The sequence below is a fragment of the Pseudomonas brassicacearum genome (genome assembly GCF_009601685.2).
Lineage (GTDB): Bacteria > Pseudomonadota > Gammaproteobacteria > Pseudomonadales > Pseudomonadaceae > Aquipseudomonas > Aquipseudomonas kilonensis_B.
This window is the reverse complement of sequence record NZ_CP045701.2, coordinates 1,784,351-1,797,229: the sequence shown is the minus strand read 5'-3', so window position 1 is coordinate 1,797,229 and position 12,879 is coordinate 1,784,351. Positions and strand designations below refer to the sequence as shown.

At 61.3% G+C, this 12,879-nt stretch carries 14 protein-coding genes; all 14 read right to left on the bottom strand.

Annotated features, from left to right (window positions below; all coding sequences use genetic code 11):
- Positions 1-16: 16 nt before the first annotated feature.
- Positions 17-766: a flagellar type III secretion system pore protein FliP gene (fliP, locus tag GFU70_RS07845; protein WP_003199111.1), complete on the bottom strand. Its 750-nt coding sequence runs from the start codon at positions 764-766 to the stop codon at positions 17-19.
- Positions 766-1,203 (bottom strand): flagellar biosynthetic protein FliO, encoded by a 438-nt coding sequence (fliO, locus tag GFU70_RS07840; RefSeq protein WP_058543547.1) that lies wholly within the window; start codon positions 1,201-1,203, stop codon positions 766-768. Before fliO ends, fliP begins: the two co-directional genes overlap by 1 nt.
- Positions 1,204-1,662 carry a flagellar motor switch protein FliN gene (fliN, locus tag GFU70_RS07835; RefSeq protein WP_003199107.1) on the bottom strand — a complete coding sequence of 153 codons (459 nt, stop codon included), beginning with the start codon at positions 1,660-1,662 and terminating at the stop codon, positions 1,204-1,206.
- Between the two features lie 72 nt (positions 1,663-1,734).
- Positions 1,735-2,703, bottom strand: a complete 969-nt coding sequence (gene fliM / locus GFU70_RS07830) for a flagellar motor switch protein FliM (protein WP_003184019.1) — start codon at positions 2,701-2,703, stop codon at positions 1,735-1,737.
- 9 nt (positions 2,704-2,712) lie between these two features.
- Positions 2,713-3,216: a flagellar basal body-associated protein FliL gene (gene fliL, locus GFU70_RS07825; RefSeq protein WP_058543548.1), complete on the bottom strand. Its 504-nt coding sequence runs from the start codon at positions 3,214-3,216 to the stop codon at positions 2,713-2,715.
- Positions 3,217-3,439: 223 nt separating this feature from the next.
- A complete protein-coding gene (locus tag GFU70_RS07820) occupies positions 3,440-4,813 on the bottom strand; it encodes a flagellar hook-length control protein FliK (RefSeq protein ID WP_153387821.1) in 1,374 nt (457 codons plus the stop codon).
- 89 nt (positions 4,814-4,902) lie between these two features.
- A complete protein-coding gene (locus tag GFU70_RS07815; protein WP_153387820.1) occupies positions 4,903-5,247 on the bottom strand; it encodes an Hpt domain-containing protein in 345 nt (114 codons plus the stop codon).
- 32 nt (positions 5,248-5,279) lie between these two features.
- Positions 5,280-6,986 (bottom strand): fused response regulator/phosphatase, encoded by a 1,707-nt coding sequence (locus GFU70_RS07810; RefSeq protein ID WP_153387819.1) that lies wholly within the window; start codon positions 6,984-6,986, stop codon positions 5,280-5,282.
- Positions 6,987-6,991: 5 nt separating this feature from the next.
- Positions 6,992-7,297 (bottom strand): STAS domain-containing protein, encoded by a 306-nt coding sequence (locus tag GFU70_RS07805; protein WP_058543552.1) that lies wholly within the window; start codon positions 7,295-7,297, stop codon positions 6,992-6,994.
- A 102-nt stretch (positions 7,298-7,399) separates the two neighbouring features.
- Positions 7,400-7,849 (bottom strand): flagellar export protein FliJ, encoded by a 450-nt coding sequence (gene fliJ / locus GFU70_RS07800; protein WP_058543553.1) that lies wholly within the window; start codon positions 7,847-7,849, stop codon positions 7,400-7,402.
- Positions 7,850-7,855: 6 nt separating this feature from the next.
- Complete coding sequence (gene fliI / locus GFU70_RS07795; RefSeq protein WP_058543554.1) at positions 7,856-9,214, bottom strand: flagellar protein export ATPase FliI; 1,359 nt, start codon at positions 9,212-9,214, stop codon at positions 7,856-7,858.
- Complete coding sequence (gene fliH / locus GFU70_RS07790; protein ID WP_058543555.1) at positions 9,204-10,061, bottom strand: flagellar assembly protein FliH; 858 nt, start codon at positions 10,059-10,061, stop codon at positions 9,204-9,206. The genes fliI and fliH overlap by 11 nt, the downstream gene beginning before the upstream one ends.
- 7 nt (positions 10,062-10,068) lie before the next feature.
- Entirely contained in the window at positions 10,069-11,088 is a 1,020-nt protein-coding gene (gene fliG, locus GFU70_RS07785) for a flagellar motor switch protein FliG (RefSeq protein WP_003199086.1), read from the bottom strand.
- Positions 11,081-12,865 (bottom strand): flagellar basal-body MS-ring/collar protein FliF, encoded by a 1,785-nt coding sequence (gene fliF, locus GFU70_RS07780; protein WP_058543556.1) that lies wholly within the window; start codon positions 12,863-12,865, stop codon positions 11,081-11,083. Before fliF ends, fliG begins: the two co-directional genes overlap by 8 nt.
- Positions 12,866-12,879: the final 14 nt, after the last annotated feature.

The window sequence follows — 12,879 nt, the reverse complement described above, 5'->3', positions numbered from 1 at the left end:
TACCCGCACAAAAGGCCTAAACACCGCCGAAACTGCCCGCCAGGGTACCGATGATCAGCGCCCAGCCATCCACCAGCACAAACAGCATGATCTTGAATGGCAGGGAAATGATCAGCGGCGAGAGCATCATCATGCCCATGGCCATCAGGATACTGGCGACCACCAGGTCAATGATCAGGAACGGGATGAAAATCATGAAGCCGATCTGGAACGCGGTCTTGAGCTCGGACGTCACGAACGCTGGCACCAGGATGGTCAGCGGCGCCTGATCGGCACTGGGGATATCGGTGCGCTTGGACAGGCGCATGAACAGTTCCAGGTCGCTGCTGCGAGTCTGGGCCAGCATGAAATCCTTGATCGGCACTTCAGCCTTGGCCACGGCATCCTGGGCGGTGATTTTTTCTGCCAGGTAAGGTTGCAGCGCATCCTGGTTCACCCGGTCGAACACTGGCGCCATGATGAACATGGTCAGGAACAGCGCCATGCCGGTGAGAATCTGGTTCGAGGGCGTCTGTTGCAGGCCCAGGGCCTGGCGCAGGATCGAAAAGACAATGATGATCCGAGTGAAGCTGGTCATCAGCATGACGAACGCCGGGATGAAACTCAGCGCGGTCATGATCAGCAGGATCTGCAGGCTGACCGAGTATTCCTGGGCCCCTTCGGCGTTGGTTCCGAGGGTGATCGCCGGGATCGAGAGCGGATCGGCGGCGAACGCCAACGGTGCGGCCAGCATCAGGGCCAATGCCAACAGAATGCGCAACGGCATTACTTTTTATCCTTCTGGTCTTTGCCCAACAGTTCCATGAGGCGCTGGGCAAATTCGGGGCTGGCCGGCTCGGTGGAGGGCACCTGCACCGGCTCCTTGAGCACGTGCAAGGCGGTGATGGTGCCGGGGCTCAAGCCCAGCAGGATCTGCTCGTTACCGACCTGCACCAGCACCAGCCGGTCGCGCGGCCCGAGCGCGCGGGAACCGACAATGTCGATGACCTGCCCCTTGCCAGCCGGCCCCGCCTGCTGCACACGCCGCAACAGCCAGGCGAGAAAGAAGATCAAGCCCAGCACCAGCAGCAAGCCGAACACCAATTGCGCCAGTTGCCCGGCGACGCCACTGCCTATCGCCGGCGCAGCGGCGGCCGTGGCAACCGGTTCGGCCGCCAGCACGCTCAATGGCAGCATCGCGGCGACTGCGAAGAAACCTTTCACTCAGCGCAACTTCTTGATGCGTTCGCTCGGACTGATCACGTCCGTCAGGCGAATGCCGAACTTCTCGTTGACCACCACCACTTCGCCATGGGCGATCAAGGTCCCGTTGACCAGCACATCGAGCGGCTCGCCGGCCAGGCGGTCCAGCTCGATCACCGAGCCCTGGTTGAGCTGCAGCAGGTTGCGGATGTTGATGTCGGTGCTGCCCACTTCCATGGAAATGGACACCGGGATATCGAGGATCACGTCCAGGTTCGGGCCATCAAGCGTCACCGGCTCATGACTCTTGGGCACGCTGCCAAATTCTTCCATCTGCAAGCGGCTGGACGCATGGGCGCCAGTGTCAGCCGCCAGCAAGGCGTCGATATCAGCCTGCCCGGCATCGCCGGTTTCTTCCAGGGCCGCAGCCCATTCATCGGCCAGCGCCTGGTCATCCTGGGTATTCATATCGTCAGCCATCATTTGTCCTCGGCGGGCAAAAAATCAGTTAGAAGCAAAAATCCGTTACAAACTTAAGAAGTTCGACACCGCTCAGCGGCGTTCGATCGGCTCGATCACCTGCAACGCCAGGTTGCCTTTGTGAGAGCCCATCTTGACCTTGAAGGCCGGCACGCCATTGGCGCGCATGATCATGTCTTCCGGCATCTCGACGGGGATGATGTCCCCCGGCTGCATGTGCAGGATGTCCCGCAGACGCAGTTGGCGCCGAGCGACCGTCGCGCCGATCGGCACGTCGACATCCAGCACGTCCTGGCGCAGCGCATTGATCCAGCGCTCGTCCTGATCGTCGAGGTCCGATTGGAAACCGGCGTCGAGCATTTCGCGCACCGGCTCGATCATCGAGTACGGCATGGTCACGTGCAGGTCGCCGCCACCGCCATCGAGCTCGATGTGGAAGGTCGAGACCACAATGGCCTCGCTTGGGCCGACGATGTTGGCCATGGCAGGGTTCACTTCCGAGTTGATGTACTCGAAGTTCACTTCCATGATCGCCTGCCAGGCTTCCTTCAAGTCGACGAAGGCCTGCTCCAGCACCATGCGCACCACGCGCAACTCGGTCGGGGTGAATTCCCGCCCTTCGATCTTGGCGTGACGACCGTCGCCACCGAAAAAGTTGTCCACCAGCTTGAACACCAGCTTGGCGTCAAGGATGAACAGCGCGGTGCCGCGCAACGGTTTGATTTTCACCAGGTTGAGGCTGGTGGGTACGTACAGCGAGTGTACGTACTCACCGAACTTCATCACCTGCACGCCACCGACGGCCACGTCGGCCGAACGGCGCAGCATGTTGAACATGCTAATGCGGGTGTAGCGGGCGAAACGTTCGTTGATCATTTCCAGGGTCGGCATGCGTCCGCGAACGATGCGATCCTGGCTGGTCAGGTCGTAGCTTTTGACGCTGCCCGGTTCAGCAGCGTTTTCGGTCTGTACCAGACCGTCGTCGACACCATGCAACAGCGCATCGATTTCGTCCTGGGACAGCAGGTCCTGCACGGCCATGTCGTGTTCCTACTGCAATACGAAGTTAGTGAAGAGCAACTGTTCGATCACCACTTTGCCGAGCTCTTTCTGAGCCACTTCCTGCACGCTGGCTGTGGCTTTCTGACGCAGCATTTCCTGGCCGACCGGAGTGGCCAGGGTGTCGAAATTCTGTCCGGAGAACAGCATCACCAGGTTATTGCGGATCAGTGGCATATGCACCCGCAGCGCTTCCAGGTCAGCCTGGTTGCGGCCCAGCAGGGTAATGCTCACCTGCATGTAGCGTTGACGACCGTTCTGGGTGTAGTTGGCCACGAAGGCCGGCGCCATGGGTTCGAAGATCGCCGGCTGCTTGCCCACTGGCGCTGCTTCCGCCGCCACGGCCGGCTTGCTTTGAGCGCTGTGCATGACATACCAGGTCGCCCCCACGGACACACCAACCGCCAGGAGCAAACCCACCACGATCATGATGATCAGCTTGAGTTTGCCTTTGGTTGCAGGGTCTTTTACAGCTGCTGCTTCACTCTTCGCCATGCCAATAATCCGTCACTAATCGGGGTTTTCACTGTTGCACGGCAAGGCTGGAGCAAGTGTTATGCCAGAAGAGGAAGGACGGCGTCAGATGTAATCTTCAGATGCCATAAACCGATGTGGGAGCGGGCTTGCTCGCGAAGGCGGTGTATCAGTCGACATAATCGTGAACTGACACACCGCCTTCGCGAGCAAGCCCGCTCCCACAAGGGAAAACGTCGCTTGATCAGGCGTAGTAGTCGACCGCGCTGCTGCCAATGACGCTGGTGGTGCTGGCCGCCACTTCCGCGACGCTGGCCGGCAGGTGTTCATCTACCGCATCCACTCGTCCACCCGACGACGTGGTGCGTCCAGCCTGGGCTTGTTGCTGGGCCTGCTGCCCCTGGTTCTGCGAACCACGGGATTGATCAGACACACTGACGTCGACCTGGCCCATGCCCTGCTGGGCGAAACTGTCCCGCAACCGATGCAACTGGCCTTCGAGGGCTTCGCGAACGCCGGAGTGAGCGCTCATGAACGTGACCTGGGTCTGCTGGTCCGGAACCATGTTCACCCGGATATCCAAGCGCCCGAGTTCGGCGGGTTGCAGTTGGATATCGGCCGCCTTCAGATTGACGCTGGACAGGTACATCACCCGGTTGACCACCTCTTCGGTCCAGCCGCTCTGATTCATCGCGATAGGTTGGTTGACCGGCACCGCGTTGGCGGTCTTGGGCGTAGCAGCCTGGGTCAGTGCAGCCAGGCGGTTGGCGAAATCGTCCACGCGAGTGTCACTGGAAGCGGCGCCCAGGTCCTTGAGGCCTTCGCTGATCAAGCCACCGAATGCCTTGTCGCCGCCCTGGCTGCCGGACTCGGTACTGTTCTGGTCGGCCTGCACGGTAAGCATGCTCGCCATGCCGGCGGCGAAGGTCTGCGCCGAAGTCGGCTCACCGTCGGGTGACGCCGGGGCAGCCCCCTTGGGTTGGGCCTGGCTAGCGGCGGAAACATGACCGCCCTGCTCCATCGCCAAGCGCAACGCTGGCAATGCGTCGAGAGGGTCGGCTTGAGGGTCAAAGGCCGGATCGTCTACTGGGGCCGCAGCCTGGGCCGGCGTCGCCAGTGATGCAAGCGGGGCTGCCACCGCGGTGGCTGGCTGAGCTTCAGTCGTGACCACCGCAGGGGCCGGTTCCGCCGGGGCTGTCGCGACCGGCACCGTCATGTCCGGCTGCAGTCCTGGATCAAGGCTCGGATCGACAGGTGCAGCATCCGCCACAGGCGTTTCTGCCGAGTCAGCCTTGTCGTCGCTGCCAGTCTTGTCGTCGGCGCTGGCCGGCTTGTCCGCGGGCAAGGGTTTGCCGCTATCGGCAACCGTCGACTCCGAGGCGGCAGGGGTTTGGTTGCCGGTGTCTTTTTTGACGGTGTCGCTGGAAGCGTTGTCGCGCACCGACTTCATCGCTGGCTCAGGGGCTAGCGCTGCCTTGGCAGGCGCCTGCTTGGCGAAGACTTGAGCGAAGCTGGAGGCTCTATCCCCGAGATCGGGGGCCGCTGCCGGTGAATTGACGGCGGCCTGAGGCTTGGCCCGGACAGAGGCCTGAAGCAGTGTATTGGGGGTAACAGGCATAAATAAAGTCTCCGCTGCACTGGAATCATAGGTACAGTCGAGACTAGGCAATGCAAGGCGCGGGCCAATGTCTGCCCGATCGTCCAATCTCAGCAGTGGAAGCCTTCGCGCTCTTCCCTGCAAAGCTTGCGAACACAAGCAAATTCGCTGTCGATTTCGCTGACCAGTTTCTCGATACCGCCCAATGACGGCTGCTTGGCACGCTGTTCCAGTTCGCCACATAGCTCGGCCAGGCGGATAGCGCCCATGTTGCTGCTGCTGCCCTTGAAGCTGTGAGCCGTGGCGCTGAGTTTTTCAGCGTCGCTTGCCTCATGCAGCACGCGCAAGCGAGCCTCCGAGTCATTGAGAAACGTATCCAGCAATTCCAGATACCCCTCCTCCATGACTTCCTTCAACGTGCTGAGCACGTCGCGGTCCAGATGAATCTCGTTCACTTGTTCGCTCCCTGATCAAGAATGGCCCCCGATTATGCCGGAGCCTCCCAGAAAAACTCCACACGCGCACTACGACCATCGTCTGACCAACTGGCTTGGTGGCTCAATTGACGCACCAGGCTCACGCCGCGTCCCGACAATCGCTCACAGTCCACAGGACGCGCCAGCACCCTGTCGACATCAAAGCCCTCACCACTGTCATCGACCTCTATGACCAGGCGACCACCCTCGCCGCCTGGCGAGACATGCAAGTGCACCCGCACATAGCCGTCGTTGAGCTCATCCAGGCGCGTATTGCGCTCGCGGTAGTAGTGGGCAAAACCCGCCGCATCACGCTTGAGGCTCGAGTCCAGACCCAGCACCCCATGATCCAGGGCATTGGAATACAGCTCCGACATGACGCTGTAAAGGGCGCCACTCTGCGCCCTGAGCCCATGGACCTCCAGTAGCAATTGCAGCAGGTAGGGCATCGGGTTGAAGCGCTTGAGTGTCTGCGCCCGGAACTCGAAGCTCACCGACCAATCCAGCGGGCTGGACTGGCCGCTATCGGAATAGACCGGTGGCGGCGGGTTGAGTTGCGTCGGCGCAACCAGTCGTAACTCGACCATGCTGAAATCATCCCGCGACTCACCGCGAAAATCTCGCAGGGCCTGCTGGATATCTTCAAACAGCAGGTCGGGTTCACGGTTGGCTGCGAACACCTGCTGCAGCCGCTCCACACCAAACAATTGCTCGTCTTCGTTGGTGGTATCGATCACGCCATCGGACAACAGGAACACCCGGTCACCCAGCGACATGGGATGTACTTCGGTGCGGTCATCGAACAATTGAGGGGTGAGCACGCCCAACGGCAGGTGCCGCGCCGGCAATGGCGTACGCACGCCGCTGAGGCTGTCATGCAGGTATCCATCGGGCATGCCGCCGTTCCAGACTTCTACCGTGCAACGCTGGAAGCTCAGGCATAACAACGTCGCGCAGCAGAACATGTCCACGGGCAGGATGCGTTTGAGCTTGGCATTCATCTCTCGCAGGATCTGCGCCAAGCCGTAGCCCTTGGCGGTCATCCCGTAGAACACTTCCGCCAGCGGCATCGCGCCGACCGCCGCTGGCAAACCGTGGCCAGTGAAATCCCCCAGCAAGACGTGCATGTCGCCGGCCGGGTTGAACGCTGCCAACAGCAGATCACCGTTGAACAGGGCATAAGGCGATTGCAAGTAACGGATGTTCGGCGCGCTCAGGCAGCCGGAGTGGGCGATCTTGTCGAACACGGCCTTGGCGACCCGTTGCTCGTTGAGCAGGTAGTCGTGGTGCCGAGCAATCTGGTCGCGCTGCTCCACCACCGTGGCCTGCAACCGACGCAAGCGGTCCATGGCCTTGATCTTGGCCGCCAGGATCACTTGGTTGTAAGGCTTGGCCAGGAAATCGTCGCCGCCCGCTTCCACGCAACGGGCCAGGGCTTCGCCCTCAGTCAACGAGGTGAGGAAAATGATCGGGACCAACTGGTCCCCGGCCAACTGCTTGATTTTCTGCGCGGCTTCGAAGCCGTCCATCACCGGCATCATCGCGTCCATCAGCACCAGGTGCGGACGTTGCTCCAGATAGACGTCGACCGCTTCGGCGCCATCGGCCGCAGTAAGCACATGATGCCCCTGGCGGCGGACAATGGTCGACAACAGCAGTCGATCAGCGGCACTGTCTTCGGCAATCAGGACCGTCAGCGACTCCGACGACGATTGCATGGCGATCAACTGATGTCGAACAGCTTGTCGAAATTGGAGATCGCGAGGATTTTCTTGACGTCACTGCTGCTGTTGACGACCCGGATATCTGACGCGTCGCCACCGGCATGGTCACGCAACAGCAGGAGCATGCCCAAGGCGGAACTATCGAGATAAGTGGCTTCTTTCAAATCCACCACGATGGAGTCGGGTTTCTTGTTGAGCCGTTCATAGGACTCGCGAAACTCCTGATGCCGTCCGAAATCGAATCGACCTTTGATCGAGATCGTCAGCTTATGCCCATCGGGGGATACTTCGGTAACAACTGACATGATCGGCTTCCTTGTCATGGACATACGTGTACAAGGTGTAGCATCTGGTAAAGGTCTGAGCAAGGTATTGCCTCATTCATCCGACAGAATCCAGGCTTCACATCAATAGGGATTCTGACGTGGCAGGCGTTGGGACAATTCATCGAGCAGTTTCTGTTCGCGCCTGTCTTCCAGTTGCCGAGCCTCATCAATATAACGCTGCACCAGTTTGCGCAGCCCTTCGACCCGGGCAAATGCCTCTTGCCAGCTCTGGCGGGCCTTCTCCAGGTTGTTCTGGTGCCAGACCAGGCTCTGGCGCTGCTGGTCGATAGCGGTACCCAACTGCGCAAGGAATCCTTGGTAACCCAACAACCACTGTCCGGAAACCCCGTGGGCGCCACGGGCGATCCACTGCTCCTGGTATTCGAGCCGAAAGTTTTCGAGATCGGCCAGTTTGCTTTCGGCGACTTTGACCTGGCCCTGGAAATACGCCAGTCGCTGGACGGCGGTCTTCTCGGCCTTTTCGGCCATGTCCACCACTGGCGCCAGGCGCGCCGCACGACTCGTGGCCATGGCCGGTTACGTGCCTGAGACCGGGGCGAAAATAGTCTGCAAGTGCGCTTCGCTGGCGCCCATGCCGATGTTGTCGTTCAGGCTCTGGCGCAGGTAGACGGCCATGGCGGGGTAAAGGTTGATAGCGGTGTCGGTCTCGCGGTCACCGCCAGGGACATAGGCGCCGACGCTGATCAGGTCGCGGCTTTGCTGGTAGCGCGACCAGTACTGCTTGAACTGCTGGGCCCGCTTCATGTGCTCGGCACTGATCACCGACGGCATGACCCGACTGATGGACGCCTCGATGTCGATGGCCGGGTAATGCCCTTCCTCGGCCAGGCGCCTGGACAGCACGATGTGCCCGTCGAGTACACCCCGGGCCGAGTCGGCGATGGGGTCCTGTTGGTCATCGCCTTCGGACAGCACGGTATAGAACGCGGTGATCGAACCACCGCCCTTTTCCGCGTTGCCGGCGCGCTCCACCAGTTTCGGCAACTTGGCGAATACCGAAGGCGGATAACCCTTGGTGGCCGGCGGCTCGCCGATGGCCAGGGCAATTTCCCGCTGGGCCTGGGCGAAACGGGTCAGCGAATCCATCAGCAACAGGACGTTCTTGCCCTTGTCGCGGAAGTACTCGGCAATGCGCGTGCAGTACATCGCTGCCCGCAGGCGCATCAATGGCGCATCGTCCGCAGGGGACGCCACCACGACCGAACGCTTAAGTCCTTCCTCACCGAGAATGTGCTCGATGAATTCCTTGACCTCGCGCCCCCGCTCGCCGATCAGCCCCACCACGATGATGTCGGCTTCGGTGAAGCGGGTCATCATGCCCAGCAGCACACTCTTGCCCACCCCAGTACCGGCAAACAGGCCCAGGCGCTGGCCGCGTCCGACCGTCAATAAACCGTTGATGCAGCGGATACCCACGTCCAACGGTACGCTGATGGGGTCGCGCTTGAGGGGGTTGATCGTCGGGCCGTCCATCGGCACCCAGTCTTCAGCCTTCATGCCGCCCTTGCCGTCCAGGGCCCGCCCGGCCCCGTCCAGAACGCGTCCGAGCATGCCCATGCCCATGGGCAGCCGACCGGTGTCAGCCAGGGGCACCACGCGCGCTCCCGGGGCAATGCCTGCAACGCTGCCCACTGGCATCAAGAAGACCTTGCTGCCGGAGAAGCCCATGACTTCGGCTTCGACCTGCACCGGGTGATAGCTGTCGTCGTTGATCACCATGCAGCGACTGCCCATGGCGGCACGCAGGCCTTCGGCTTCGAGGGTCAGGCCGACCATGCGCAACAGACGGCCTTCCAGGATCGGTTGGCCGGCCAGCTCGCTGGCCTCGGCGTAGCTGCCCAGGCGCTTGCCGAAGCTGGTTCGCTCAAGGCGCATCGCGACTGTCCAGCGCAGAAGCATCCAATTCAGGCACATCCAACCCAGCATCCAACCCTGCATCGGCCGGCGCTGCATCAGCACCCACCAGGGGTTCGTCCGGTAACTCCAGGCTCAGGTCGGGAGCGGCCGGGTGCAGGGCCTGTTCGTGCAACTGGTCGAACAATTTGGCCATGATCTGGCTGATGCGGGTTTCAACGGTGGCGTCGATGCGGCTGTGCTCGGTTTCCACACGGCAGCCGCCGGGCAGCAGCGAAGCGTCCTCGACGATGCGCCAGGTTTCCTCATGGCGCTCGCGCAGGGCCTTGACCAGCTCGAAGTCCTGGGGATTGATGTACAGCCGCACGTTACCCACGCCCAATGGCAACAACTTGAGCGCCTCGCGCATGACATGTTCGATCTGAGTCGAATCGATGGCCAGTTCGCGCTGGATCACTTGCCGGGCGATGTGCTGCACCAGCCCCAGCAGGGACTTCTCGATCTGGGTGTCCTGCTCGGCGATGGGATCGAACAGGTTGAGCATCAGCGATTCCAGCGCACGGAGCTTGGCCGTCAGCGCCACATCGGCTTCCTGACGGACCTTGAGCGTGGTGCTGTGGAAACCTTCCTTTTCACCCACGGCAAAGCCTTCGTTATAGGCTTCCTGGCGAATGCTCTCGACTTCCTCGAGGGTCAGCGGCTGGACTTCTTCCAGCGGCACTTCCTCCGGTTCCGGGAGCTCTTCCACCGGTTCGGGCTCAGGCTCGGGAACATGGGGGTCGAAGCTGGGCAGCGACCAGACGTCGAAACCACCGACGTCGCGGGCGCGGATCAGGTCGCTGGGTGCTTCATCACTCTTGGCAGACATAACGACCTTAGATCATCTCTTCGCCGCCCTTGCCACCGAGAACGATCTCCCCGGCTTCGGCCATGCGGCGGGCGATGGTGAGGATTTCCTTCTGTGCAGTTTCCACGTCGCTGACGCGTACCGGGCCCTTGGCCTCGAGATCGTCGCGCAACAGTTCGGCCGCCCGCTTGGACATGTTCTTGAAGATCTTTTCCTTGACGCCTTCGTCCGACCCCTTGAGGGCCAGTACCAGCACGTCGGACGACACTTCGCGCAACAGCGCCTGGATGCCACGATCGTCGACATCGGACAGGTTGTTGAACACGAACATAAGGTCTTCGATCTGACCGGACAGGTCTTCGTCGAACTCGCGGATCGAGTCCATCAACTGACCTTCGATCGAGCTGTCGAGGAAGTTCATGATGTCCGCCGCGCGCTTGATGCCACCCAAGGTGGTGCGCGAGGCATTGGAGTTGCCCGAGAACTGCTTCTCGAGAATCTGGTTCAATTCTTTCAGGGCCGCCGGCTGCACGGTGTTGAGCGAAGACACCCGCAGGATGATGTCCAGGCGCACCTTGTGGTCGAAGTTGCCCAACACTTCACCGGCCTGGTCCGGGTCGAGGTAAGCCACCACGATCGCCTGGATCTGCGGGTGCTCGTAGCGAATCACGTCGGCAACGGCCCGCGGTTCCATCCACTTGAGGCTGTCCAGGCCGCTGGTGTTGCCGCCCAGCAGGATCCGGTCGATGAGGCCGTTGGCCTTGTCCTCACCCAGTGCCTGGGTGAGCATCTTGCGCACGTAGTCGTCGGAGCCGACGCCCAGGCTGGTCTGATCGCCGACGATGTCGACGAACTCACTCATCACCTGCTCGACCTGCTCACGGTGCACGTTGCCCATTTGTGCCATGGCCACGCCCACACGCTGGACCTCCTTGGGCCCCATGTGGCGCAGCACTTGGGCAGCGTCGGTCGAACCCAGGGACAGCAGCAGGATCGCAGCTTTGTCGACCCGGGACAATTTGGCAACAGCGGCTCGATTATCACTCATCTGCGTTAATCCACTCTTTCACGACCTGGGCCACACGACCCGGATCTTCTGCCACCAGACTCTTGATGGCGTTCAACTGAGCGTCATAGCCTTCGCTCGGGCTTGGCAGCAGAATACTCTGCGGCCCGCCGAGGCTGACGCGATCGTTGGCCAATTCGCCATCCAGGCCGCCCATGCCTCCCAGCTCGACATCACCCAAGCCTGCCAATTGCTTGCTCTTGCCGCCACCGGTGATGTTGTTGAGCACCGGGCGCAGCACGCCAAACACCAGCACCAGGATAAACAGCACACCCAGTACTTGCTTGACCACATCCCAGAACCAGGGTTGCGAATAAAACGGAATATCGGCGACCACTTCACCGCGCTCTTGGGAGAACGGCACGTTGATCACGCTGACGCTGTCGCCGCGGCTGGCGTCGAAACCGACGGCGTCCTGCACCAGGCGAGTAAAGCGCGCCAATTCGTCGGCGCTCCATGGTGCACGACTGGTTTCGCCGTTGGCCGGGTTGATCTTGACCTGATCGTCCACCACCACGGCGACCGACAGGCGATTCAAACGACCCTGTTGTTGCTTGGTGTGGCTGATGGAACGATCAAGCTCGAAGTTCTTGGTCGACTGCTGACGCTTGTCGGCCGGGTACGGCGCCAGCATCGGCTGGCCGGTGGCCGGGTCCATGATCTGCTGGCCATTGGCATCGATCAGCGGCTGGCCTGGCTGCACCATGCCGGCGGCCGCCGTGGCGCCACCGGTGGTCTGCGGTGCGCTGGCTGGCGACGGCGGCTGGTTGCTCAGGGCACCCGGTACGCCTTGCGGGCCATTGCTGGCGGTACGTTGTTCATTGACCGACTGCTCGCTACGCAGTGCCGGCTGGTCGGGGTTGAACTGCTCGGAAGTGGACTCGACGGCACTGAAGTCGACATCGGCCGACACTTCGGCCTTGTAGCGATCGTTACCCAGGATCGGTTGCAGGATGTTGTGCACCCGCTGGGTCAGCATGCTTTCCATGCGACGGCTGTAATCGAATTGCTTGCCGGCCATGGTCAGCGCGGAGTTTTCCGCCTGATCGGACAACAGGTTGCCTTTCTGGTCGACCACTGTGATCTGCGATTTGCTCAGCTCAGGTACGCTGGTCGCCACCAGATTGACGATGGCAACGACCTGGCCTGGCTCCAGGGAGCGGCCCGAATACAGCTCGACCAATACCGAAGCGCTGGGCTTGCGCTCATCGCGCACAAACACCGAGCTTTTCGGAATCGCCAGGTGCACGCGGGCGCCCTTGACGTTGTTCAGGCTGGAAATGGTTCGCGCCAGCTCACCTTCCAGGCCGCGACGATAACGGGTCGCTTCCATGAACTGGCTGGTACCCAGGCCCTGGTCCTTGTCGAGGATCTCGAAACCGATGTTGCCATCGGTAGGTGTCACGCCAGCTGCGGCGAGCTTGAGGCGCGCACGGGCAACGTCATCGGCCTTGACCAGCAAGGCGCCGGAATTGGGTTCGACGGTATAAGGAATGTCGGCGGAAGCCAGCGTTTCCATGACTTGCTTGGCGTCCATACCCGCCAGACTGCCATACAGCGGCCGGTAGTCCGGCTGCTGGGACCACAGCACCACGGCAAAACCAATCGCCACGCTGGCAGCCAGGCCGACCAACAGGCCCACCTGACGCAGCATGGTCATCTCGGAGAGATTTTCCAGGAAGGACAGACCGAACAGCGGCGGTTTGCCGTCTACCGGAGTGGCCTTGGCCGGAACGTTATCAACGGCTGCTTCTGCCATGACTCAATAATTTC

Excerpts from the sequence above, each read along its gene's own strand:
- fliP (WP_003199111.1), bottom strand. The coding sequence starts at position 766 with ATGCCGTTGCGCATTCTGTTGGCATTGGCCCTGATGCTGGCCGCACCG.
- fliN (WP_003199107.1), bottom strand. The coding sequence starts at position 1,662 with ATGGCTGACGATATGAATACCCAGGATGACCAGGCGCTGGCCGATGAA.
- fliM (WP_003184019.1), bottom strand. The coding sequence starts at position 2,703 with ATGGCCGTGCAGGACCTGCTGTCCCAGGACGAAATCGATGCGCTGTTG.
- fliL (WP_058543548.1), bottom strand. The coding sequence starts at position 3,216 with ATGGCGAAGAGTGAAGCAGCAGCTGTAAAAGACCCTGCAACCAAAGGC.
- GFU70_RS07820 (WP_153387821.1), bottom strand. The coding sequence starts at position 4,813 with ATGCCTGTTACCCCCAATACACTGCTTCAGGCCTCTGTCCGGGCCAAG.
- GFU70_RS07810 (WP_153387819.1), bottom strand. The coding sequence starts at position 6,986 with ATGCAATCGTCGTCGGAGTCGCTGACGGTCCTGATTGCCGAAGACAGT.
- GFU70_RS07805 (WP_058543552.1), bottom strand. The coding sequence starts at position 7,297 with ATGTCAGTTGTTACCGAAGTATCCCCCGATGGGCATAAGCTGACGATC.
- fliJ (WP_058543553.1), bottom strand. The coding sequence starts at position 7,849 with ATGGCCACGAGTCGTGCGGCGCGCCTGGCGCCAGTGGTGGACATGGCC.
- fliI (WP_058543554.1), bottom strand. The coding sequence starts at position 9,214 with ATGCGCCTTGAGCGAACCAGCTTCGGCAAGCGCCTGGGCAGCTACGCC.
- fliH (WP_058543555.1), bottom strand. The coding sequence starts at position 10,061 with ATGTCTGCCAAGAGTGATGAAGCACCCAGCGACCTGATCCGCGCCCGC.
- fliG (WP_003199086.1), bottom strand. The coding sequence starts at position 11,088 with ATGAGTGATAATCGAGCCGCTGTTGCCAAATTGTCCCGGGTCGACAAA.
- fliF (WP_058543556.1), bottom strand. The coding sequence starts at position 12,865 with ATGGCAGAAGCAGCCGTTGATAACGTTCCGGCCAAGGCCACTCCGGTA.